General features: G+C 66.8%; 22 protein-coding genes and 1 pseudogene. 13 read left to right on the top strand and 10 right to left on the bottom strand.

The window, feature by feature from the left end:
- The first annotated feature begins 96 nt into the window (after positions 1-96).
- The 3 genes from OHA65_RS38915 (at position 97) to OHA65_RS38905 (ending at position 4,623) form a co-directional block, all read left to right on the top strand.
- The gene (locus tag OHA65_RS38915; protein WP_327286055.1) at positions 97-1,248 is read left to right on the top strand and encodes an ISAs1 family transposase; all 1,152 of its coding nucleotides are present in this window, start codon (positions 97-99) and stop codon (positions 1,246-1,248) included.
- 231 nt (positions 1,249-1,479) lie between these two features.
- Positions 1,480-3,021, top strand: coding sequence for an FG-GAP-like repeat-containing protein (locus tag OHA65_RS38910; RefSeq protein WP_327286524.1), 1,542 nt, complete (start codon positions 1,480-1,482; stop codon positions 3,019-3,021).
- Positions 3,022-3,342: 321 nt separating this feature from the next.
- Positions 3,343-4,623, top strand: coding sequence for an IS256 family transposase (locus OHA65_RS38905; RefSeq protein ID WP_405763671.1), 1,281 nt, complete (start codon positions 3,343-3,345; stop codon positions 4,621-4,623).
- Positions 4,624-5,459: 836 nt separating this feature from the next.
- Here the strand turns inward: OHA65_RS38905 and OHA65_RS38900 are convergent.
- The 4 genes from OHA65_RS38900 to OHA65_RS38885 form a co-directional block, all read right to left on the bottom strand.
- Positions 5,460-5,795 (bottom strand): hypothetical protein, encoded by a 336-nt coding sequence (locus tag OHA65_RS38900; RefSeq protein WP_329317130.1) that lies wholly within the window; start codon positions 5,793-5,795, stop codon positions 5,460-5,462.
- A gap of 155 nt (positions 5,796-5,950) precedes the next feature.
- Positions 5,951-7,198 (bottom strand): helix-turn-helix transcriptional regulator, encoded by a 1,248-nt coding sequence (locus tag OHA65_RS38895; RefSeq protein ID WP_327286518.1) that lies wholly within the window; start codon positions 7,196-7,198, stop codon positions 5,951-5,953.
- Positions 7,199-8,036: 838 nt separating this feature from the next.
- Positions 8,037-8,450 (bottom strand): SUKH-3 domain-containing protein, encoded by a 414-nt coding sequence (locus OHA65_RS38890; RefSeq protein WP_405763668.1) that lies wholly within the window; start codon positions 8,448-8,450, stop codon positions 8,037-8,039.
- 1,367 nt (positions 8,451-9,817) lie between these two features.
- The gene (locus tag OHA65_RS38885) at positions 9,818-10,015 is read right to left on the bottom strand and encodes a hypothetical protein (RefSeq protein WP_329317079.1); all 198 of its coding nucleotides are present in this window, start codon (positions 10,013-10,015) and stop codon (positions 9,818-9,820) included.
- 156 nt (positions 10,016-10,171) lie between these two features.
- On the opposite strand from OHA65_RS38885, the gene OHA65_RS38880 reads away from it, so the two are divergent.
- Positions 10,172-10,894, top strand: coding sequence for a GntR family transcriptional regulator (locus OHA65_RS38880; RefSeq protein WP_329317077.1), 723 nt, complete (start codon positions 10,172-10,174; stop codon positions 10,892-10,894).
- 70 nt (positions 10,895-10,964) lie between these two features.
- Here the strand turns inward: OHA65_RS38880 and OHA65_RS38875 are convergent, their stop codons facing one another.
- Positions 10,965-11,810, bottom strand: coding sequence for a GntR family transcriptional regulator (locus tag OHA65_RS38875; protein WP_329317075.1), 846 nt, complete (start codon positions 11,808-11,810; stop codon positions 10,965-10,967).
- 259 nt (positions 11,811-12,069) lie between these two features.
- Between OHA65_RS38875 and OHA65_RS38870 the strand changes: the two genes are divergently transcribed.
- The 5 genes from OHA65_RS38870 to OHA65_RS38850 all read left to right on the top strand — a co-directional run bounded on the left by OHA65_RS38870 (position 12,070) and on the right by OHA65_RS38850 (position 16,644).
- Positions 12,070-12,396, top strand: a complete 327-nt coding sequence (locus tag OHA65_RS38870; protein WP_329317128.1) for a hypothetical protein — start codon at positions 12,070-12,072, stop codon at positions 12,394-12,396.
- Positions 12,396-13,724, top strand: a complete 1,329-nt coding sequence (locus OHA65_RS38865) for an FtsK/SpoIIIE domain-containing protein (RefSeq protein ID WP_329317073.1) — start codon at positions 12,396-12,398, stop codon at positions 13,722-13,724. Before OHA65_RS38870 ends, OHA65_RS38865 begins: the two co-directional genes overlap by 1 nt.
- Positions 13,725-13,860: 136 nt before the next feature.
- Positions 13,861-15,201, top strand: coding sequence for a replication initiator (locus tag OHA65_RS38860; RefSeq protein WP_329317071.1), 1,341 nt, complete (start codon positions 13,861-13,863; stop codon positions 15,199-15,201).
- The gene (locus OHA65_RS38855) at positions 15,194-15,379 is read left to right on the top strand and encodes a helix-turn-helix domain-containing protein (protein ID WP_329317069.1); all 186 of its coding nucleotides are present in this window, start codon (positions 15,194-15,196) and stop codon (positions 15,377-15,379) included. Before OHA65_RS38860 ends, OHA65_RS38855 begins: the two co-directional genes overlap by 8 nt.
- Positions 15,376-16,644: a tyrosine-type recombinase/integrase gene (locus tag OHA65_RS38850; RefSeq protein ID WP_329317067.1), complete on the top strand. Its 1,269-nt coding sequence runs from the start codon at positions 15,376-15,378 to the stop codon at positions 16,642-16,644. Before OHA65_RS38855 ends, OHA65_RS38850 begins: the two co-directional genes overlap by 4 nt.
- Positions 16,645-16,737: 93 nt before the next feature.
- Here the strand turns inward: OHA65_RS38850 and OHA65_RS38845 are convergent, their stop codons facing one another.
- From OHA65_RS38845 to OHA65_RS38830, 4 genes are all read right to left on the bottom strand, one after another.
- Positions 16,738-17,199, bottom strand: a complete 462-nt coding sequence (locus OHA65_RS38845; protein ID WP_329317065.1) for a hypothetical protein — start codon at positions 17,197-17,199, stop codon at positions 16,738-16,740.
- A gap of 78 nt (positions 17,200-17,277) precedes the next feature.
- Positions 17,278-17,670, bottom strand: coding sequence for an AHH domain-containing protein (locus OHA65_RS38840; RefSeq protein ID WP_405763648.1), 393 nt, complete (start codon positions 17,668-17,670; stop codon positions 17,278-17,280).
- Positions 17,671-17,770: 100 nt separating this feature from the next.
- Positions 17,771-18,301: a hypothetical protein gene (locus tag OHA65_RS38835; RefSeq protein ID WP_329317063.1), complete on the bottom strand. Its 531-nt coding sequence runs from the start codon at positions 18,299-18,301 to the stop codon at positions 17,771-17,773.
- A 12-nt stretch (positions 18,302-18,313) separates the two neighbouring features.
- A complete protein-coding gene (locus tag OHA65_RS38830; protein WP_329317062.1) occupies positions 18,314-20,323 on the bottom strand; it encodes a polymorphic toxin-type HINT domain-containing protein in 2,010 nt (669 codons plus the stop codon).
- A gap of 76 nt (positions 20,324-20,399) precedes the next feature.
- Here OHA65_RS38830 and OHA65_RS38825 point away from each other — a divergent pair, with 76 nt between their 5' ends.
- The 4 genes and pseudogenes from OHA65_RS38825 to OHA65_RS38810 all read left to right on the top strand — a co-directional run bounded on the left by OHA65_RS38825 (position 20,400) and on the right by OHA65_RS38810 (position 22,510).
- Positions 20,400-20,708: a transposase gene (locus OHA65_RS38825; RefSeq protein WP_327280916.1), complete on the top strand. Its 309-nt coding sequence runs from the start codon at positions 20,400-20,402 to the stop codon at positions 20,706-20,708.
- The gene (locus tag OHA65_RS38820) at positions 20,705-21,625 is read left to right on the top strand and encodes an IS3 family transposase (protein ID WP_327286476.1); all 921 of its coding nucleotides are present in this window, start codon (positions 20,705-20,707) and stop codon (positions 21,623-21,625) included. The genes OHA65_RS38825 and OHA65_RS38820 overlap by 4 nt, the downstream gene beginning before the upstream one ends.
- 32 nt (positions 21,626-21,657) lie before the next feature.
- Positions 21,658-21,828 (top strand): annotated as a pseudogene (locus tag OHA65_RS38815) (IS630 family transposase); the annotation flags it as partial.
- A gap of 313 nt (positions 21,829-22,141) precedes the next feature.
- On the top strand, positions 22,142-22,510 hold the full coding sequence (locus tag OHA65_RS38810) for a hypothetical protein (RefSeq protein WP_331736546.1): 369 nt from the start codon (positions 22,142-22,144) through the stop codon (positions 22,508-22,510).
- Positions 22,511-22,675: 165 nt separating this feature from the next.
- On the opposite strand, the gene OHA65_RS38805 is transcribed toward OHA65_RS38810, so the two are convergent.
- The gene (locus OHA65_RS38805) at positions 22,676-23,350 is read right to left on the bottom strand and encodes a DUF721 domain-containing protein (protein ID WP_329317057.1); all 675 of its coding nucleotides are present in this window, start codon (positions 23,348-23,350) and stop codon (positions 22,676-22,678) included.

Genomic DNA, 23,350 nt, shown 5'->3' with positions numbered 1-23,350 from the left:
CGGCTGTGCAGGGGGCGGGACTGGCCCGTCACGAACGCAACGAAGCTCCGGTTGGACGGGGTGACCTCCAAGTCGCCTCGAACCACCGGAGCTTCGATGTGCCGCAAGTCTGCCACCGTCTGCCTGATCAAGTCGCCGGTCCTGGACAACGTGGCGGGACTGTCGCTGGTGGAGCGGCTGCGGCTGCTTCCCGATCCGCGTCGGCGCCGAGGGGTGCGTCACCCGTTCGTGGCCGTGCTGCTGGTTGCCGCCTCCGCCGTCGTCGGCGGCGCGCAGTCGTTCGCGGCCATCGGCCAGTGGGCCGCGAACGCCCCGCAGCACGCCCTGGCCCGGCTGGGCGCCCGCGTCGTTGGGGCACTCGGCGTACGGGTCACGCCGAGTGTCGCGACAATCCGCCGGGTCGTCGGCATGGCCTGCCCCGGCGGCCTGGCCGATCTGACCGGCGCTGACCCCGCCGGCTCGGAATCACTGGCCATCGACGGCAAGGCCGCCCGCGGCTCCCGGCACGGCACCTCGCCCGCCGCCCACCTCCTGGCCGCGATGACCGGCGACGGCCGGACCGTCACCCAACTACGCGTCCCCGACAAGACGAATGAGATCACCTGCTTCGCGGCGCTGCTGGAGCCCTTCGACCTGACCGGGGTCACTATCACAGCGGACGCGCTCCACACCCAGCGCGGCCACGTCCGCTTCCTCGTCGAGGAGAAGAAGGCCCACTACCTGTTCGTGGTCAAGGCCAACCAGCCCGAACTGCACCGCCGGCTGCGGTCATTGCCATGGAAGGACGTCACCTCGCGCCGCTACGACCGCGAGACCGGCCACGGCCGCCGGGAGACCCGGGCGACCAGGGCACTCACCGTCACCGACCTCGGCCTGGACTTCCCCCACGCAGCCCAGGCCGTGCGCATCCTGCGCCACCGCACCGACCTGACGACCGGCAAGGTCAGCCGCGAGACCGTTTACGCGGTCACGGACCTGACCTCACATCAGGCATCGCCGCAACGGCTCGGCCGGCTCGCCCGCTCGCAGTGGACCATCGAGAACCGGCTTCACTTCGTTCGTGACACCACCTTCCGCGAGGACGCCTCGAAGATCCGAACCGGCCACGCCCCCGAGAACATGGCAACCCTGCGCAACCTGGCGATCAACACCGTCCGCACAGCCGGGCACCAAAACGTCGCCGCCGGCCTCCGACACGCCTCCTACGAACCGTTCACCCGCCCACTTGACCTCCTGGGCATCGCCTGACCAGCCCGCTCACAAGATCATCAGACTTTGCAATGCCCCTGCCCCACCTCACCCCCTGCTTCCGCGGCCTCAACCGCGGACGAGCAGTACTGGACAGCTGAGCGGATGGCCCAGGCCAAGCCAATCGACGCCGCCCGCGGCGCCGGGCCCATCAAAGCTCCATCAGCACCCAACTCGATAGCCGCTGCACCGCCGGACACGCCCCACGCCGCGCACTTCGACGGCCTCCCGATGGTGGGGACGTTCTTCTTCGACGGCACGCCGGTCGGTGGGAACGCCACCTACTGCACTGGCAGCGTCGTGCGTAGCAAGGGAAAGAGCCTGGTGCTTACTGCGGGGCACTGTGCGAACGGCCTGAACGCGGCCACCCACCGTGTCTTCGTGCCGCAGTACCAGTTTCTCAAGATCCCGGCCAACCAGCCGTGGGGACTCTTCGCGGTCGGCGACGTTTATAAGGACCCCCGCTACCCCGACACGGGCCAGACGAAGGCTGCCGTGTCGGACCTGGACTTCGCCTTCGTCACCGTCGCCCCCAATGGCAAGGGTGCGGTCGAGGACGTCGTCGGCGCCCTCACTTTCACCACCTCGACGTCGTACGACCACAACGTGACGGTCATCGGCTACCCGGCCGACGCCAGCGATAACAGCCAGCACAAGGCCATCCGCTGTGACGTGCCAACCCGTCGGCTGTATGGGTTCCGGCAGATGCAGATGGAGTGCGGCGGCTACTACGGTGGTGTCTCCGGCGGTCCCTGGATCAGGGGATACAACGCCTCGGCCAGGACTGGAGAGGTGATCGGAAACGTAGGCGGATACCACGGCGGCGGCAACGACGCCAACGTCGACTGGATCTCGTACTCGCCGCTCTACGGCAAGGACGCCCAGGACCTCTACAACGACGCCAACAACGGCATCGGACCGAAGAACGTCCATCGCGGCACCTACCAGCCTCCGACGGACGGTCCGGTCCTGCCGGGCAGCGGCGAGACGTGGAAGCACGCCAAGCAGATTTCCGCCGGAGATTTCTCCGGCACAGGTCACAGCGATCTACTCGTCATCTGGACCGACGGCGAAGTCACGCTCTACCCCGGTGACGGCAACGGCGGCTTCCGTCCCGAACGGCAGCTCCTAGCGCCCAACGCAGGCTGGAAGCCGGTCGCAACCATCACCGCCGGCGACTTCACCGGCTCCAACCAGTTCGACCTCATGGTCCGCTGGGACGACGGCAGGATGACCCTGCACGGCGACGTCGGCTCCAACGGCCTTGGCGCCGGCGTCGAAATGGCTCCCTCAGGCTCCATCTGGAGCCACGCCACCCAGATAGCCGCCGGCCGCTTCAACGCCTCCACCTACGTCACCGACCTCATGGTGCGCTGGTCCGACGGCGAGCTCAGCCTGTTCACCAACGTGGGCGCCGGCACCCTGGGCCAGGAATACAAGCTCAAGGACCCCAACAGCACCTGGAAGGAAGCCACACTGCTGACCTCCGGGCAGTTCTCCGGCAACCAGAAGTGGGACCTCATGGTCCGCTGGGACAGCGGCGAACTCGACAACTACGTCGGCACCACCACCGGCGGCCTCGGTGGCGAGCAGCGCATCCACGGCCCCAACAAGACGTGGACCCACAGCGTGATCACGACCACCGGACAGTTCACCAGTGACGGTCTCACCAACGACCTCATGATCCGCTGGAGCGACGGCGAAACCACCATGTACCAGGACACCCGCATGAACAGCCTCGGCACCGAGCGGATGATCTCCCCGCCAGCCTGACCCGCCCTGATTGCCCCCTGCGAGCACACCAGGCACCACCGTAGGGTCCAGAGCCAACCGGATCACCGGCGCACCCCTTTGCATGCTGCTGGCTTCGCAGCACAGGAATGCAGCAACGCTGCGATTACCCCGTGAGTGCCACATGCGACGGGGCGGACCCGCCCACGCCGGGCCGGCCCCGTCGTCAATCCGGTCACCACCCGCGACGCGCTCCCATTCTGCAAACTGAGCTTCAAGCTGACGTTGTGCACTCCGCGAAAATGTCGGGTCTGTACGGTCAACGGTGGATCTTCGAATAGGAAGTGACGCCTGATGACAGAAGTGACCGTGTCGCCGGAGGCCATGGCGGAAGTGCAGCCGTCCGGGTTGGTGCCGGACGTTCTGGACGATCAGCTGATCAGTCAGCTGGTGGACCGGGCCAAGGCCGACGGGATCAAGCTGACGGGCCAGGGTGGTCTGCTGCAGCAGTTGACGAAGCGGATCCTCGAATCGGCCCTGGAAGGCGAGATCACCGACCACCTCGGGCACGAGAAGCATGAGAAGGCCGGCTCGGGCAACACCCGCAACGGGACCCGCTCGAAGACGGTGGTGACCGAGGTCGGCCCGGTCGTTCTCGACGTCCCGCGGGATCGCGAGGGCTCGTTCGAGCCGCAGATCGTCAAGAAGCGCCAGCGCCGGCTGACCGGCGTCGACGAGATGGTGCTCTCACTGTCGGCCCGCGGCCTGACCCACGGCGAGATCTCCGCCCACCTCGCGGAGGTCTACGGCACCGAGGTCTCCAAGACGACCATCTCCACGATCACGGACAAGGTGGTCGACGGCATGAACGAATGGCAGAACCGGCCCCTGGACTCGGTCTACCCGGTTTTGTTCATCGACTGTGTCCACGTGAAACTGCGGGACGGGAAGGTCGCGAACAGGCCGCTCTACGTGGTCCTGGCGGTCACCGTCGAGGGCACTCGCGAGATCCTGGGACTGTGGGCCGGCGACGGAGGCGAGGGCGCCAAGTACTGGCTCCAGGTCCTCACCGAGATCAAGAACCGCGGCACGGAAGACGTCTGCATGGTCGTCTGCGACGGCTTGAAGGGGCTGCCCGACGCGATCGCGGCGGTCTGGCCACAGGCGATCACGCAGACGTGTGTCGTTCACCTGCTGCGGGCCTCGTTCCGTTACGCGGCCCGGCAGGACTGGGACAAGATCTCCAAGGCCCTCAAGCCTGTCTACACCGCGCCGACCGAGGACGCCGCGACGGAGCGGTTCCTGGAGTTCCAGGAGGAATGTGGCCACAAATACCCCGCGATCGTAAGGTTGTGGGAGAACACGTGGGCCGAGTTCGTGCCGTTCCTCCAGTTCGACACCGAGATACGGCGGATCGTCTGCACGACAAACGCGATCGAGTCCGTGAACGCACGGATCCGCAAGGCCGTCCGGACCCGCGGACACTTCCCGAACGAGCAGGCCGCCATCAAGTGCGTCTACATGGCCATCATGAGCCTCGACCCCACCGGCCAGGGACGCAAACGCTGGACCCAGCGCTGGAAGGCCGCTCTGAACGCCTTCGACATCACCTTCGACGGCCGGCTCTCAGCCGCCCGCCGCTGAACCCCCAACAACCCCAAAACCACCGTTAACTTTACGGACCCGTTGAGTCCTGGCCGATCGGCACTGATTCCAGAAAATACCTGAGATTCTCATCCCAATCAGGCCAGTCGAAGGTAGGCGCCAGGGTCGACCAGGTTTCCGGCGTGATCTCCCAACGCCCGACCTCCCCGTTTGGAACACCCAGGTCGACCATGGAGCGGGCGATGGCCAACTGCTTACGACTCGAAGGAATCGAGAGCCGCACGCACCCCTCAGGTTGGTACCCCCGGAGAAAATATCGCAGTTCACTCTTCAAGACCGCCCCTACCCTTTTCTGCCATTTCGATTCAACCACCTGATGAGATCCAAAGGTTTCTCGGGGTCAGGATGCGGCGCATCCACCCCTCCGGCCCTGAGCACCGAAGCACAGTAGGTCAGACAGTCGTTCTGATTCAGCACATACGGATTTCCGGTCGAACCCAGCTGCTTTTGGAACTCCATTGCACTGGACGCGTCAGGCAATTCGAAAGTGAAAGACCGTCGAGGTGTTGTGGAGTTACCTCTGAGCTTTACGAGGGTATTGGAATCGTCAGCGTTCGGCACCAGGTGAGTGTGTGCGCTGGAGCTCCCATCCGAGACCTCAACGCTGAAGTGCGTGTCATTCCCTACCCCATACTGATGGATCTGCGCAGTCCCGCAATTGTGCACCAGGACCGGAGCGGCACCTGCGAGCACATAGTACGTGTGCTGGCAGCCCCTCCCTTAGCTGCCTTTATGCAGGTGGGGAGGGGTTTCGCAGTCCGCTGGAGTCCGTGGTTGTGCGCCGGAATCCGTGGTTGTTGCCGTCGCTACTGCCGTCAGGAGTTGGGGTTCTCGGGCGGGGCGGGGATGCGGTCGCCGCGTGACTCGGCGACCCGGAGTGCGTCGGCCAGGGCTTCGGTCAGCCGGCAGGCGAGCCACCGGTACTCGACGGCCGACAGCTCCTTGGCTCCGGGGGCCACGACCTGACGGGCGTACCCCAGGAGTTCCTCGCCCATGTCGAGTTGTACTTCTTCGATGCTGTCGGCGAGGGAGGAGAGGTAGCCCCTGCCGTCGGTGCTGAGGTAGCAGGGGTTCCCGTCCTGAGTGGTCCATGGCAGTAAGCGAGGACCGGTCACGCCTGCTGCCGCGTCGTGGAGATCTCTGCGGCGCATGCGGTCCGCGTCGGTCCTGGATGTGCTCACCGTGCACCCCCACCTGGGTCGCCGAATGGAATACGGCGACCGTAGGGGCCGACTGTCCGTCACTCCATCTATGAGGCATGCCAGTTGACGACGGAGGGTGCCGGAAGTATCGCGCTGCGTGGCATCTATCCGACGACGGCCAGGTAGGAAGCCATGTCACGCATCTCTGCGGTAAGGGTGCGCTTGCGCTTCTTCAGGATCTCCTGCATGGTCTCGGCGGCCATGCGCTGATGCCTCAGCCACTCCGGGGATGCACGGCGGACTCCGGTCAGCTCGTCCATCGCCGCAGACAGGTCATTGGTCCGAGCGTGGGCACGGGCCACGTCCAGGCGGTGGCGGTTCCAGTTTTCGCCGCTCGGCCGCCCGGCGCTCTTCCAGACCTTGGGTGACATGGCGTCCTCGCCGGATTTGCGAACGACGGCACGGGCGTCTCCCACGATCATGTCGTCTTCCACGCCCTTCATGCCGACGGTGAGCGGCCCGAAGGTCGTCCAGTGCCGGAAGGACGAGCCGGTGTACTCCCGTCCCACGGCGGATGCCGCCGTGTTCGCGACGCGGTGGTAGTGGCGGGCTTCCTGGGGCCGGTTGTTGCGGCCTGCGGCAGCCGCGGCGCGCAGCGCCAGCCATCCCCATGCCGCGCATTCGTCCGGCGTCGCGCGGGACAGTCTCGGTTCGATCAGGTCGGCGGTCTGGGAGGCGAGCTGTTCGGCTTCGTCCAGCCGGCCCTGGCGCAGGAGTAGCCAGCACATTCCGATCACGCCGGATGCCCCGGTGAGTGTGTCCCGGGCCTGGCGTGCGTCGGTGATCGCGCCGGCCAGGGCGGTGTAGGCGAGGTCGTACTGACGTACCTGCGTCAGGTACCGCCCGGCCAGCTGCAACGCCTCGGCACGGGCCAGGAGCGCCTGACTGTGGTCCTCGCCGCTGTCGAAGTGCGCAACCGCGCTGTTCGCATCCCGCAAGAGCGCGGGCAGTTGGGATGCGACGCTCTTGTAGCTGTCGGAGTGGTAGAGCACCGCACCGTCATGAACGGTACGGCGGAAGCGGCGCAGGTTCGGCTCCTCCTCCGCGCTCTCGCCGTCCGAATCTGTGAGTCCCACTGGCGGGGTGAGGGCTGCGCGGAGCTGGATCAGGTTGACGCGGTTCGGATCCTCCGAACGGCCCACGGGCTCTGGGGCGTCCGGCGCCAAGAGCGTTGCTGTGGTTACGCTCAGCGCGCGGGCGAGGGCGTGAAGGGTTTCCATGCGGACCGTTCCGCCCTGCTCCACCTTGCGTACCGTGCCCGGCGAGACGGCCGCGGCGTGGGCCAGTTCTTCCTGGCTCATCCCGGCCCGACGCCGGTACTTACGGACGTTGTCCGCCAGTTCCGTAGTCATCTGCTGACCACCTCCAGCGCCACGGTACGCCGGTCCGACGAGTCAACCGAGGGCTATCCGGCAGATACCCGCCGGAAGCGGTGGCCCATCACCGCACTTGGTGCCGAGCAGGTGGCCAGAACCATGCAGGGCCGGGGCGCCAGCAGAATCGGGGCCTGAGCGGGAGGGGTCCCTCGTCGGTCGGGCAGCTTCGCCGTACCAGGGTTCTCCGGGGGCCGCCAAGGCTCACCGGGTGACGCTTGCGCTTGGCCTTGGCGGCCCCCGGGGGTTCCTGGTACGCCTCCGGTGACCGGGCGACGAGGGACCCCTCCCGCGACCCGACCACCCATCACTACGACGGAGCCGCACCCGCATTCGGCCTCCTCCCCCTCGGAGAGAGGGCCGGGGCCTGGGGCAGAGCCCCAGAACAGACACCGCTGGCTGCTGTTGCGCGCCCGGACCAGCGGGGCCGCCGGCAAGCGGGGCGGAGACAGGAGCGGGCGGCGGCCCCGAGGGGCCGGAGCGCGCGCGGGCCGCGCCAGCGGGCCGCCTTGATCAAGTAAAGAAACTCTGAACAGCTCACCCTCCGGCACCGGTTCCAGCGCTACGCCGCTAGACCCTCAGCGTCCCCTCGATGGCCCGACCGGTCCCGAGGCGGCCAGGAGCGACGGTGACGAACCGCCATACCGGCGCTGCCCCGTCCAATGACGTTGCCGTCAACTACTGCCGTCACCTCATGAAGAAGCCCCGCCAGGGAGTCACCTGGCGGGGCTTCCATTTGCTCGCGTCACAGTGCGATCGGTGCTCTACTACCGAGCCAGGGAAGCTTTATAGCAGCACACCATGGATGCCCTATGAGTCAGATCGGAGACAAGTTCACTCTTCGCTCGATGGCTTGAAGCGCATGATATCCATCACCCGCCACTTTCGCCAAAAAATGGTCGTGCCCACCATACGTTGCCCCATCCGGTGCCATATACAGGAATAGGTTCCCGCTTGCCGCATAGCCGATGGGGCAAAGTTCGTAACCAAGCCTCTCTTCGTACTCCCTCACGAGCGGCCGTGCGACCTGTTGGACTGAAGAGACCCCAGAGACCAGGCATACATGCGTGCCGCCGACTGCCGGGTGTCGAGGGTACTCGAATCGGAGGCCGCCGCATTCCCTCATGAATTCTCGAACGGGGCCAGCAGAAATGTACTCATCCGTCGACCATGCATCGAGATCATCCTGCAGATCGATGTGGCGCCCGGGGAACCACCCGATTCGCTCCATGAAGCCAATCAGGTCGGCATCCTTAGCAGGCAATCCGAGCAAACTCATTAATTCACCGCCTCTCGCGCACCGCCGCCACCCAGCAAGAATCGACAGTTGTCGCAGGATGGGAAGTTCAATCCAGTCTTCCTGATGATTGTCGCATACTCGATTTCATCAAGACGCGTCGTAGGCATCTTGAATAGTAGATTATTGCAGGCGTTGAACTCTGCGCATTCGCCAGCCGGCCATGATTCCAGGGACCCTCCATGCTGCTGCGTCAAATCATCGAGACGCTCACGAAGTTGAGGATGGATCTGGGCAGGCACCGCGCCACTCTCGCCATAAGCCCACTCCCCTGTGTACGTGTCACGGGCGACCGCCCCAGCAGTGTTGGACGTGGTTGATTTCGCCGATTCGGCCCTGGCCAAATCATGCAGATCGCAGTTGTGAACGAGAACCGGCGTGGCGCCAGCCAGCACATAGTACGTGTGCGTGTTGAGTAGCTGTCATCTGCGTTTTCGCAGGTCAGCGGAATTCGGCCAGTCCGTGGGTGTGCGTGGAAGTGCCGTGTTGTGCGCCTCTGTTGCCGTCGGCGTTGCCGTCAGACGGCTACGCGCGTGAGCGCGGCGGAGTGGGCTTTGGCCGGTGTCCTGCCCGGGTTGGGGTCGGGCATGGTCAGGGGGCCGTACGCTGGCCCGGCAACTCGGGCAGGTCGTGATCCTGCCCGGAATTTGAACGAGTGGCCCCCTGGCCTTGCCCGACGCGGGCCCCAGCCCGGGGAGGTGGGTAAAGCCCACGGAGCCGACCGACCCCACCTCCGGGCCTCCGCCCCGGCCAACTCCCCTCCGTCGCCTCGCCGTCGGCCTGGCACTCGCTGCGCGGGCGCGTCCGGCTTCTCCGCGCTTCCGGCACAACGCTGCGCTGTTTCTGCGCGGCCTGGTCGCTGGCCGGCCCGCGGTGGCGGAGCCGAGAGCGGGCCGGAGGGCGGCCGTGCCGCGCGCGACCCGCGTCAGCGGGTCGCCTTGAAGACGTAGAGAAAGTTTGAACGCATCCCGCTTTGGCGGTATGCCCTGGCTGCCGGTTGAGCGTTCGGCTGGGGCTGCTGGCCTGGTGCGATGGCCTGCGGTCGCGGGTCCTGCTACAGCTGCCGGTGGGACTCTACTCGGCGCGGCTCACCTTGGCGTGGTCGGTGAAGACCCGTCTGAAGAGGTCGTGGCCCGTGCTCCCGGTGTGACGGAGTGCCCAGTCCTGAGCAGCTTCCTGCTTATCGTGAGGGCCAGATTCGGCCTGGCACCCATCGGTGACACAGAACGCTTCGTAGGTGACGCCACCTTCAGGAACGTGGCGGATGGCGTGGGAGACGAATCGGTAGACGGCACGCGTGGTCACTGGTGGCCCTCCGGGTGGCGTCGCATATAGACGTTGCAGTCGGTGACGGTGGTCATGTCTCCGACCGTGCGGGCCCGGTCGCGTACGTTGGCCAGTTCGGCACAGCCCGCGCAGCCCTCGACGGGGGCCGGCTCCGGTTCCAGGCGCAAGGGGAGTTCAACCGGCGGGGTCGAGTACCTGGTCGGCTCCGTCACTGCACATCGCCACCTCTCGAACGTCACATGGCCGACCTCTTGACAGGTCGGTGCTCTAGTTCAGTATTCGAGTGACCGAAGCACTCCCGCTACGGTTCGTAGTGCACTAGTGTGCTTCCACTGACATCACGTCAACTCAACGGAGGGGCACGCCTTATGCCCAGTCCCAAGACGTTCACGAAGATCGCGGATCACTTCCGGGAGCGCATCCTGTCGGGAGAGCTTGAGCCGGGTGCCAAGCTGCCGACGAACCGGGAGATCGCCGGGCAGTGGCAGGCCGCGGCGGCTACTGTCTCCCGGGCTTTGCAGGCCCTTCAGGTGGAGAACTTCATCCGCACCACCCCCCGGGGTACCTACGTCGCCGATGACCCGCGCTGGACGCTGTCGGCGCGGGACCGGCTGGCCCGGGTCCAGCGGGTGAAGTCGTTCCTGGCAGAGGGTGAGACGAGTCGGGTGACTGCCGCCGAGCTGATCACGCCGCCGCTGTACGTGGCGGAGATCTTCGACCTGGAGCCCGGGGATCAGGTGGTGCGGCGCGAGTGGCTGGCCGGCCGAGGCAAGACCCGGACCGTGTTCGCGGTCACCTGGTACCCGGCCCCGTTCGCCGCCCTGGTGCCCGACCTGCTGAACACCGCCCCGGGCCGTAACCACGGACTGTCCGCCCGGGTCCTGGAGGCCACCGGGCGCACGATCAACCACGCCCGAGACGACATGCACGGCCGCCCCGCCGACGCCCGAGAGGCGAGCGCACTGGGGCTGCCGGTAGGCTCCCCGATCCTGGCCGGCGCTCACCGCTGGTCGGACGCGGAAGGGATCATCGAGTACGGGGAATGGTGCCTGCCGCCCCGGTTCACCATCGGCTACGAGTACCAGCCCTGACCGATCCACGCGAAGCGTCCCCGAAAGCCAGCCTGCGGCCTTCGGGGACGCTGCCGTTGACGTGTCCGTCTCAGTCCGCGTCGCGGCCTTCGAGGCGTTCGACACGCGCCTCCAGCTCCTCGATCCGCTCCAAGGCGCGTTCCAGCTTGTAGGCCAGATCCGCTACTCCGGCAGCCGCCGGGAACTCCTTCTGCGGGGCAGCCGACGCTTCGTCCGACTCGTCCACCGGCTGCACCGCAACCGGTACCTCTGTGCCGAACTCGCCTCCCACGACGACATACGCCATCGAGCCATTCCGCTGGTGGGCCTTCTTCATCCTTCCCTCCAGGGTGAGGAAGGTCAGGGCCTGATCTGCGGATTCCGGGTCTCCGCCGATCGTGTCGACCACCTCGTCCACGGTGACCCTGGCCCCCCTGGCCAGTGATCCGTCCCTAATCTTGCGGACCAGGCGGCCGTGGATGAGCTGGGTCGCGAAGCCGTGGTCATCCCAGTCCCGCACGTAGACCTCGTCGCCGGGCAGCTCGCCGGGGAAGCGCAGGAGGAAGTTACCAGCCAGCAGGGCGATGGCGTTGGTGACCACGTTCAGAGGCACCGAGTAGTGCTCCGCCAGGACCTCGCGGGCCGGGAGCCTTGCCCCGGGTGCCAGAGTGCCGGAGTAGATCTGCTGCTGGAGATCGCCGGCGACCTTCTCGAAGGCGTCCTCGAAGTCGGCCGAGCGCGTGACGAAAGTGCCGCGCCCTTGGCGGGCGATGACCCAGCCCTCGTTCCTGAGCAGCCGGATCGCCTTCTGCACGGTCAGGCTCGATGCCTTGTAGGTCTGCATGAGCTGGCTCTGCGTCGGCAGGAGCTGGCCCGGACGCAGTTCGCCGTCCCGGATCTGCTGCCGCAGGTCGTCCGCGATGCGTTCGAACGTCAAGCGCGCTTCGTCAGCAGCAGCCATGTCCATCCCTGGTCCCAGTCCGATTCCACCCGCCAAGGGCCGCCCGCTGCCTGTCGTGTTTCACCAGCTCAGCGGCCTCACGGGGTCAGGGTAGCCGCCTGATGGATGGACCACCCCAAGAACGAATGGAACTCAATAGGGATAGACTTCGGATGGAATGAAGGTAGGGTTGCGGCACGCGATCACCCACACGGGTGACTCGCACCCCTCTACCTGGAGGTTTGCCGTGAAGACCATGCCCATCGACCAGTCCCAGGCCCTGGTGGTCCTGGCCTCCGAGTCCCGGCCGCACTTCAAGGACCGCGACGGCCAGCAGCCCGCGATCGACCGGGCCACCGGCGCCCACCTGCACCTGGTGGACGTGATGTTCGCCTTCAACGGCCGCGCCGAAGTGATCACCGTGAAGGTCCCGGAGCCGGGTCTCGGCAAGGGCCTGAAGGTCGGCCTGCCGGTCGTTTTCACCGGGCTTGTCGCGGCGGCCTGGGAGAACGAGATCAACGGCAAGGACCGGCACGGCATCTCCCTGCGCGCCGACGCCGTCACCGCCAAGGCGGGTGCCTGATGACCGGGAACTCCCTCGGACTCGCGCTCCTGGCCGTGGTCGGCCTCGGCGTGCTCGGGCTGCTGGGCTGGGCCGGGTACTGCTTCGCCCGCTGGTACCGGGCCGATGCCGAGACCCGGGTCAGTCTGCGGCAGGCGCGGCGGCTGCGGTGGGGCTGGAAGCGGCTCGCCCCGATGCTGGGCCTGGCGGTCAAGGACGCCACCCCGACCGTGCTCCAGCAGTACGGCCCGCAGGACCAACCGACCAAGCCGCGCGTGCTGGTGCCGGGCCTGCGCACCCGCGCCGACGCCTTCGGCGTCACCGTCACCGCCGATGCACTGCCGCAGGTGGGGCTGAGCGCCTGGCAGGACGCCGGAGAGGGCCTGTGTGACGCCTGGGGGATGCGTCGCATCCGGATCAGTCAGCCCAAGCCCGGAGTGATCGTCGCGCGCGGCTTCCGGCGTGAGCCGCTGGAGGCGGTGATCCGCTCACCACTCCTCGGGCCGGACGGCTCCCCCGTCTGCCGACCGGGTCAGTTCGTCTCCACTGATGATGTGCTGCTCGGCTGGGACGAGGACGGCACCCCCATCGTGCTCAACCTCGCCTACTCCGCCCACGCCCTCGTCGCCGGCCTCACCCGCTCCGGCAAGTCGATCACCGTCAACAGCCTGCTCGCCTACGCCTCGCTGATGCGGGACGTGCGTCTGATCGTGATCGACCCCAACCTCGGTGCGGTCGCGCCCTGGTGGCGTACCGCCTACAAGGTCTCCGACGCCATCCACCCAGACGAGCCCACCGAGATCCTGCGCTGGGTGCGCGAGGAGATGCAGCGCCGGGAGCGGTTGTTCTGGTCCGGCCGCACCGACCGCATCACCGAGTTCAGCCCCGAGCTGCCGCTGCTGCTCGTGGTGATCGACGAGGTGGCGAACTACACCCGGCACCCGGACCGCAAGGCCCGCGAACGCTTCGAGGCCGAGCTGCTGGCCATCGCCAGCCAGGGCGCCAAGTTCGGCATCCGGCTATGGCTGCTCACCCAGAAACCCTCCGCGGACGTGCTCACCACCGCCGTACGCACCAACCTGTCCGCCCGGATCTGCCACCGCGTCGACACCGTCGAGGACTTCCTGCACCTTTTCCCCGACGGCCGGGAACTGGACATCACCGCCGCCGACCGCACCATGCCCCAGGGCGTGTCCATCGCCTCCGTCGGCGACATGCGCACCCCCGTCCGGCTGCGCTCGGTCTACCTGCCCACCGAAGCCTGCTGGCAGATCAACGACCTGATGTGCGCCGAAGGGCTCAAGGTCCGCGACCTGCCCGACCGCGTCGACCTGGACAAGGCCGCGTGACCGCCGCCTCCTGGTCCCGCTTCGCAGTGATCCCCGGCAAGGGCGTGTAGTCGCCAAACCCTCGCCCCTGCCGGGGCCTCCCTCCCTTACTCGTCCACGGCACGTGTGTGCCGCAGTGCAGAGAGGTCCCGCCAGGATGCCACCGCACGACCCAACCGCCACAATCCCCCGCCCCGAATCGGCCGCACTGCCCGCGTTCACCGGGTATCGCGACCTGCTCGGCCTGGTACGGCAGCTGTCCTCGCTCGGCGGATGCGCCCAGCCGATCCGGCTCGAAGGTCAGCGCACCGAGATCGACGCCTCCACCGGCGAGATCCTGCGTGAACTGAAGTCCAAGGAACTGCCCGCCGGGCATCTCCTGGTCCGCTGCGGCAACCGCCGCACCACCCGCTGCCCCTCTTGCGCCGAGCTCTACCGCCAGGACACCTACCACCTCATTGCCGCCGGCCTGCGCGGCGGCAAGAACATCCCCGACCAGGTCGCCACCCACCCCCGCGTCTTCGCCACCCTCACCGCGCCCTCGTACGGGCCGGTCCACGGGCGACGCACCAGCGGTTCCGCCCGCTGCCGCTGCGGACGCACCCACGCCAAGGGCGACCTGCTGCTCGGCACCCCTCTCGACCCCGAGCGGTACGACTACACCGGCGCCGTGCTGTGGAACGCCCACGCCCCGGCCCTGTGGGCCCGCTTCATGCTCCACCTGCGCCGCACCATCGCCGCCGTTGCCGGTGTCCCGCAGCGCCTGCTCTCCAAGGTCGTCCGGGTCTCTTACGCCAAGGTCGCGGAGTACCAGCAGCGCGGGCTGATCCACTTCCACGCCGTGATCCGCCTCGACGGCCCCGCAGGCCCCTACACCTCGCCACCCGCCTGGGCCACCCCCGAACTTCTGGCCGACGCCATCCGGCTCGCGGCCACCCGTGCCCACATTGACGGGCCGGAGATCAACGGCCGTGCCCGCTCCTTCGCCTTCGGCGAGCAGATCGACACCAGGATCATCCGGTCCACGGCCTTCCAGGGCGGGACCACGATCACCGAGGGCAAGGTCGCCGGATACGTCGCCAAGTACGCCACCAAGGGCACCGAGGCCGCCACCGGCACCCTCGACCACCGGCTGAAGAGGATCACCGACCTCTGGTTTGAGTCCGTGCCCGAGCACGCCGCCCGCATGATCCGCACCGCCTGGGCCCTCGGCGTCCGCGACGATCTCAAGCACCTGAACCTGCGCAAGTGGGCCCACATGCTCGGCTTCCGCGGTCACTTCTCCACCAAGACCCGCGCCTACTCCACCACCCTCGGCGCGCTCCGGGCCGCCCGCGCCGCCTGGCACCGTCGCCACACCCCTCCTCCCTCCCCGACCACCCTCGTCCTCGCCCACTGGGCCTACGACGGCACCGGCCTCACCCCCGACCTCGAACGCCTCGCCGCCCTCGTCAACGGCGGCCCGACACGCGAACAGGCGGTGACAGCCAGTGCGTGACGACGAACTCCTCACCGTCCCCGAGACCATGGCCCGCCTCAAGATCGGCCGCTCCGCCCTCTACGACCTCCTGCGCACCCGGCGCCTGGCCTCGCTGACCATCGGCCGTGCCCGCCGCATCCCCGCTCACGCCCTCGCTGACTACGTCCAGCGCCACCTGGAAGAGGCCGCCCGATGACCGCCCCCAAGCGGAAGAAGGCCCGTGCCAACGGCGAAGGCACCATCTACCAGCGCAAGGACGGCCGCTGGGAAGCCGCCGGCTACGTCCTCGCCGCCGACGGCAGCCGCAAACGCGCCCGCGTCTACGGCAGCACGCGGAGGGAAGCGGCCGACAAACTCGCAGAAAAGATCAGCGACAGCAACCGCGGTCTTCCCGTCGCCACAGCCGACAGCACCGTCGGCGACTACCTCACCTACTGGCTGGGCAGCGTCGCCGTCCACCGGCTCCGCGAGAACACCCACACCCGCTACGCCACCTGCGTCCGCCTCCACCTCATCCCCGGCCTCGGCACCAAGAAGGTCGCCCGCCTCACCGCCAAGGACGTCCGCACCTTCCTCGACCGGCTCCGCACCACCTGCCAGTGCTGCACCCAGGCACTCGACACCGAACGGAAGAAGTGCTGCACGATCGGCGAGTGCTGCCAGAAGCGGCTGTCCGCTTTGACCGTGGCCTATGTGCACTCGGTCCTCAAGTCGGCGCTGGAACACGCCGTCCGCGAAGACGAGCTGCCCCGCAACGTCGCCCGCAACGTCAAGACCACCACACCCCGGCCCAGGCGGTTCCAGCCCCTCACCACAGCCGAAGCCCGCCAGTTCCTCGACGCAGCCCGCGCCGACCGGCTCCACGCGCTGTACGAACTCGCCCTGCGTACCGGACTCCGCAAAGGCGAACTCCTCGGCCTCCACTGGGAAGACCTTGACCTCGACGCGGGCACCGCCACCGTCCGCAGCTCACTACAGCGCACCCGTACCGGCGGCCTCACCCACCTGCCCACCAAGACCCGGGCGTCCGAACGCCGTATCGCCCTCCCTACCGAATGTCTCCACTTGCTCAAGGAGCACAGGGAACGGCAGGACACGGAGCGCGAGACGGCAGGGTCAGCCTGGAGAGACAGCGGCCTTGTCTTCACCACGCCGACTGGCCGCCCTCTCGACCCGGCCAACCTCACCCGCCGCTTCCGCAGCTTCCTCAACCGGGCCGGACTCCGACGCATCCGCTTCCACGACCTCCGCCACTCGACCGCCACCCTGCTCCTGGAACAGGGGGTCGACCTCGTCGTGATCAAGGAGCTGTTGGGCCACGCCCACATCGGCGTCACCGCCGGCGTCTACGCCCACGTCCGACTCCGACTCCAGCGCCAAGCCATCGACACCCTGGGCCACGCCCTCGGCACAACCGACGACGACCCCGACGATCCGCCCTCGACAGCAGTCGTCCGCTGACGTTGCCGTCAGCGTTGCCGTCAAATACGCCAGGAGGCCCCACCGGAATCAAGCCGGCGGGGCCTCCTGCTGTCGAGAGACTCGACGATCTAGCTAAACCATCTCTTGCCAGATCGCGAAATCACGGGGACTTTTCGCGGCGAGACGATGCGAAATTTCAGCTCGATCCACAGCATCCAACCAACTGTCGAACGAGACCTCACCGCCAGGGAACCACCACTCCGAATGGCTGCCTACAGAATCGAGGTCGCCATCCAAGGGGTACCTGAGTTCGAATTGCACCTGAACATAAGACTCATGCTCGCCCGCCGCATCAACGACTTCAAGCTGTCGGACAATGCCGAGAGCGAAGGTAGGCTCGGGGAACCAGTTGACCTCGCCGTACTGGAAGAGGTATCCGTCCGCGTCGGGGAGTTCCGGTACCTCAAACTCGATCGCCGAAAATCGCCTCACCAGTCGAGTCAACCCCGAGAGCGACGGGTCGAAACCACCCATCTCCTCGACGAGTCGGCGTGCGACACCTTCCGCCGAATCTACCTGCTGCTTCCTAGCCATGATTACCTTTCGAGTCCAGCTGTACGCACCCTGACTAGTGCCCGCCCGCCTCCCCCTCGGCGGGCGGGCACTTTCGGCCTACGGCCAGTGACCACCTTGCAGCTGCCGTCTGACGTGGTCTATGACGTCAAGCGCTTCACTCCTATTCCTGGCTCCACTCATCAAGTTATTCACATAGGCGTAGTAGTCATTTGTGTGAACCTTCGAGTGCACCGACAATCCATTCGGATTGGGAGATGAACTGCTCCGCGGCAGCCAGACACCATTCTCGGCGTCGTTCACGCCGATTCCGAATCTGTCCAGCTGTGCCCTTGCAGGCGCAGCCTTCGGTGAATTTCCTGCCACAATGTGGTGCGGGGAGTGAGGCGTTGCCGGTTCCATGTCGCCAGCAGCATTGAGGGCATTCCTGAGCTTGTTGGCGCAACCCGCGTCAGCATTATGCACCAAAATCGGTGTTGCCCCAGCCAGCATATAGTACGCGTGCTCGCAGCCCCTCCCCTAGCTATTCCTATGCAGGCGGGGAGGGGCGCTTCAGCAGGTGCAACGTGGATATGTTGCCTAGCCGTCTCTGCTATCCGACGAGCATCTCCGCTGCCTTGCGATAGTGGCCGGCTTGTATTGCTGCGAGTTTCCACAGGGCAGGAAGACCGCCCTCGCGCAGCCGTTCATGCGCCTCCTGTTGGCAGGCCAGCTCAAAGCCAGCGAGCCCGATGCCAGCATCCCCCTGGACCATGGCCGGCCACTCCGTCGCTGCCTCCAGGGCGTGCTCTAGCCCTTGTTCGGGAGTAGCCTGCCGCCCCGGGCGGGTGGCGACGAGCACGATGTCCACAATCCTTAGAGCTGATCGGAAGAATGACCCGCCCGGCAGCTCTATTGGATATCTAGCACCCAGCGTCCAATTCGCTCCGAATGCCCTCCCGAGAACAGCGGTGTCCAGCGACTGTCCCCCAAGGGACGCGATGACGCTCTCTACGCCTGCTACGACCTGGTTGTAGCGGTCGGATAGCTGAGCTCGGTCAGCGAGTACAGCCAGCGCCCCGTCCAACCGGACGGCCGCAGCGCAGCAGAGGGCTTGGCTCATCTCGTCAGAGATCTCGGACATCAGGCTCCCCTATTAGAACTTGCTGAATAGCCAGCCTGTGAGTGCATCTGTGTCCATCCCCGGCGGCAGTTCGTCAGGTCCGACCCCACCAGCACGCAGAACGTCTGCACAGTAGGTCACACAACTTCGCGTATCGAAATCGTAGGGGCCGAAGTTGTGACCTTCCGTCCCCCTTTGGTATGCCTGCGCCCTCTTTGCGTTGGGTAGCGGGATCCTAATGGCGAATGAATTCTCGGAGACTTCCCGGCCGAAGAAGGCGCCCTCGGCGTCTGTGCCTGGAATGCCAATCTGCTCACTATGAATAACTACCCCTTGGTGCTCCACTTCAATTGTGGCGTGTTTGGGGTTAACACCTGCGTCCAGGTGGATGGTCGCCATTCCGGATGCATCGTCAGCAACACCACAGTTGTGGACGAGGAGCGGAGCGATGCCCGCCAGCACATAGTACGTGTGGAGGTCGGCGACTGTGAGGTTGTGGACCGTTGCGTGCTGAGCCGTGTAGCGCTTGACGGATTTGACCTGGACGTGGACGCCCGCGCTGGTCTGAAGCCACTGGCCAGGCTGGAGATCCGTGGCATCGACCCATGCAGCGACGTCCACAACCCAGAACGGGTGCTTGTCCGTAGCAGTTATGGCATCGGCAGCTGTTCCGGTGTTGCCGTCAGTGGTAACGGTGATCTCAACGAGGTTCTTCGAGCCTTCGCCGAGGATTGATGCAGTTACGTCCTTTGTGACAGTGTCACCGGACTCGGGATCGGTGGCGAGGACCTTGTCACCCGGTTCGAGGGTCTCGATCGGCTTGCTGGAGCCATCGGCCATCAGGACGGGCGTTCCGGAGACAAAACTGTTGGCAACGGGGCATGAGCTGCCCCCCTCGGGCCTGAGTTTGGACCCGAGCTTGGAGAGGGCAGGGCCTATTCCCTTGCCGATCGCTTTCCCCAAAGCCTGGAGCGCAGGACCGGCAGCCGCGCCCGCCGCGCCGCCCGCCGCACCCCAGAGGGCGCCCTTAGCCTCGGCTTTCAGAATGCCCATGACGCTGTGGTCAGCGTTGGGGTCCATGGCATTGGCCACGGCGGCGCCGGCAGCTCCCGCCAGGGCTCCGCAGCCAGCGGCCGCTGCAAAGCCGACGCCGCCAGTTGCCACTCCCGCTGCACTCGCGGCTGCCAAGCAGGCGGTTCCGACCACCAACTCGGTCGTGATCGAGGCGATCGCGACGCGGTTTTCGTACACGAACGTTTTGACCTGGCTGACCCTCTTGTTCCAGTTGCACTTCGAGAACCAGCCGCAGCCCGTGCTCTTGTGGCGGGTCGTCGTCGCGCCCTGTCCACTGCCATCGCCGATGGGGCTGTCGCCGCCATCGCGGTGCGTGGCGCCCGGCGTCCACGGGTTCGCGGGAGAGCTGCCGTCCGGCTTTTCTCCGTGGCCTGTTCCATCGTCGAGGCGGAGGCCGGTGGGGTCTGAGTAGCCGATCGGGTTGCCGTTGGAGTACGTGTAGCCGTTCATCTGCACCGGGTCGGTGATGTCGATGATCGGGTCAACCGAGATGAAGCGGCCCGTGGTGGATTCGTACTCGCGGGCACCGATATGGGTCAGGTCTGTATTGGTGTCGTCGATGCCCGTGCCGAGGAAGGTATGGCTGCCCGGCCAATTGCCGGGCTGGGCACCGCGGGGGTTGCCGTACGGGTCGGACTTGCGGCGGGTGACCGACTGGCCAGCCGCCATGTCCACGGAGGTGGTGGCGGTGTTGTGGTGGTCGGCGAGCAGGGTCGAAAGGCTGTGGCCCGTCATCTTGCCGCCGGTGCGGCGGACCGTGGTGGGGGCGCCGGGGCTGCTGTAGTAGCGGACGGCGTCCATGGCCTGGCCGTCCTTGTTGACCGTGACCTCGGCTTCGCCGAGGTGGAGGGTCCGGGAGGTACCGTTCTCCTCGATCAGCCGGTTTCCGCCGGCGTCGTAGACGTACTTGGTCGCGTTGTCTGCGAAGTTCCACTGCTGGTTCGCATCGCCACTGCCGCACTTGTACATGAGCAGGTGAGGTTCCCCCGAGATGCGGGGATGAGTGACGGATGGTCAGATGGGTCTCGCGAGAGGAGCCCAGACGATGCCCGCACCGAGGAAGTACCCGTTGGAGTTGCGTGAGCGTGCGGTACGGATGTATCGGACCGCCGAGCCGAAGCCCGTGATCCGCCGCATGGCCGAGGATCTCGGCGTGCACCACGAGGCCCTGCGTAACTGGATCCGGCAGGCCGAGGCCGACGCCGGCGAGCGAGGAGACCTGCTCACCACCGCCGAGCGCGAGGAACTGGCCGCCCTGCGGAAGGAGAATGTCCAGCTCAAGCGGGCGAACGAGGTCCTGCGGACGGCCTCGGCTTTTTTCGCGGCCCAGCTCGACCCGACCCGGCCCAGGTGACGGCGCTCGTCGACGAGCACCCGCACCTGGGGGTCGAGCCCGTACTCCGGGAACTGAACATCCCCTCCACCACCTACTACCGTTGGCGCCAGGCCGAGACCGAGCCGTGCGAACGGCACCGTCGGGACGCCGAGCTGACCAGCAAGATCCGTCAGGTCCACGACGAGTCCGGCGGGATCTACGGCTCACCCCGCGTGCACGCCGTCCTCAAGCGCGAGGGCACGCGCGTCGGCCGCAAGCGCGTCGAACGGCTCATGCGCCAGGCCGGCCTCGCCGGGATCAGCCCTCGCCGGAGCAAGAGCTTCACCCGACGCGACCCGGACGCGGATCTGGCCCCTGACCTGGTGCAACGCGACTTCACCGCGAGCGGGCCGAACCGGCTGTGGGTCACCGACCTGACCATGATCACGACGCTGGAGGGCCCGCTGTGGCTCTCCGCGATCCGCGACGCGTTCTCCCGCCGGGTGGTGGCCTGGGAAACCTCTGCCCGCGCGGACGCGGACCTGGTCCTGACCACCCTGGAGTACGCCCTGGCCAGCCGCGAAGCCACCCCCGGCGAGCTCATTCACCATGCGGACCACGGCTGTCAATACACCTCCGTGAAGCTCACGACACGCCTGGTCAGGGCAGGGATCCAGGCATCCATGGGCTCGGTCGGCGACTCGTTCGACAACGCCCTCGCGGAGAACCTGTGGATGCTGATCAAGACCGAGGGCGTCCGCGGCCGCACCTTCGCCACCCGGGCCGAGGCGAACCTCGCGCTCTTCGAGTACATCGACGGTTTCTACAACCCCCGCCGCATCCAGAAACGGCTCGGCTACCTCAGCCCGATCGAGTACGAGGAGAAGCACTACGCCGACCAGGCAGCAGCCGAACAAGTGAACCTGACACCACGTCAACCCGCCCTGGCCAGCTAGTCAACCGCTCCCGCACAGCGGGGGAACCTCACGTCGAAGGAATCTGGTCCCTTCTGCGACGCGGCTGGCTTTCCAACGTCGCCTTCTCCACCCCCGAACACCTCGTCCAGCGCATCCGACGGGGCCTACGCCACATCCAATACCGCAGCCAGCTCATAGACGGCTGCCTCGCCGAGACCGGCCTGACCATGAGACCCGCCTGAGCAACGACACAACACCACGGGTTCAACTTCATCAACCCTGGGAGGTCGTGCCGTGACGACCGGCTATCACTGTCCCGGCCGGTCGTCTCACCACCCCTGATGGACGGGTCGTGAACCGGGTGAACGATCATCGTGTGATGGATACGGGTATGTGGCCGGTGCTTCCGGACCTGGAACGGGATCAGTGGGACTACCTCCCCGGGCGGACCCTGGGGCCGCTGCGGATGGACATGCATCAGGAAGAGGTCATCGCGGCTCTGGCCGCGCACGGCTTCACCACCGGTCAGACAGATACAGCCCAGGGTGGGACCTCGTGCGCTTCGCCAAGGAGGACACCCCCACGAGCCAGGCGCCGGTGGAGTGCTACTTCCATGCGGACCGAGAGCTGGCCTATGTCCTTGTCGACGGACGCCTCGGCCCTCAGGTGACCTGTGAGGGGATCCGGCTCATCGGCCGTGTACCTTCGCAGCTCGCGCAGGAAATGGAAGCCCACGCCCTCAAGTACGACACCGGCCTGCGGTTCAGTCCCACTGGCGACCTCTTCTGCGACGGCTTCCAACTCGAAATCGGCGCCCAGCGCGCCGGCGACAACGTCGTGTCCTGGTCCCTGTTCTTCGTCGCGGGAGATGACCACTCCGTCACGCGTGACGCCGCACCCGAAGCGGTCTGGCACCGCTGGTAGACGGCATCACACACACCTCGCCACGTCAAACGCCTACATAGGGGACGGGAGACGGACATCGTGGAACTGGGTCCGGGGTCGATCAGCCCTTACGACATCCCGAGTTCAACCTCAGTAACTCAATCCTGCCACTCACGAGGTTGGTCCCACGGGCCGTCGCAGTGATCAGGCCGTCGTGCGCAGCAGGGCAGGATTCGTGACCAGGGCCGCTGTTCCAGTCCGCTCAGCGCCGCGTTCTGTGCGGGCCCGCTGCAGGGCGGCGACCTCGGTAGCAGCGGCTTCACGGCGACGCTGGACGCGAACGGTATCGATCGGGGTCGGCGCATCCTCAGTTCCAACTTCCGGCTCGGGGAACGCCTTCCGGCTTAACTCGCCCATCACCCTGGTCTGCCGCTCCACCGCTTCCGCGATGCCCGAATCCACGCGGCGCGGCAGCGCTGCCCTCTGGTACGCGGCGAGCGCGCGGCGATAGCCCTCACACGCCGTCTCCCTGGTCTTCGCCGGACCCGTGGGCTCGGCCGGGGCCGCCGGTTTGGCGTCGGCCGGGTCGGCCGTGGGTACAGGTGGCAGGATCCGCAGGGCGCGCACGGCCGTACGGCGTGCCGCCTTGTTGGCGGCCTCGATGACGCGGGTCCGCTCCAGGCGGGTTTTCGTCGCCCATGCCGTTGACTCCGGGCACACGGTGAGCCGACCGGATTCGGGGTTATACCGGACAGCGGCGACGTGCCCGGCGAGGTCGGGGGCGATGGCCGCCCACCGCTCCCTCAGGGAGGCGCTGGCGGCCGGGAGCTCCCAGGCCCGCTCGGTGACCAGCGCGCCGAGCGCGGCACCGAGGCTCAT

Origin of the sequence: Streptomyces sp. NBC_00045 (assembly GCF_045041095.1) — a bacterium.
Lineage (GTDB): Bacteria > Actinomycetota > Actinomycetes > Streptomycetales > Streptomycetaceae > Streptomyces.
This window is presented reverse-complemented; position numbering and strand designations above follow the sequence as displayed.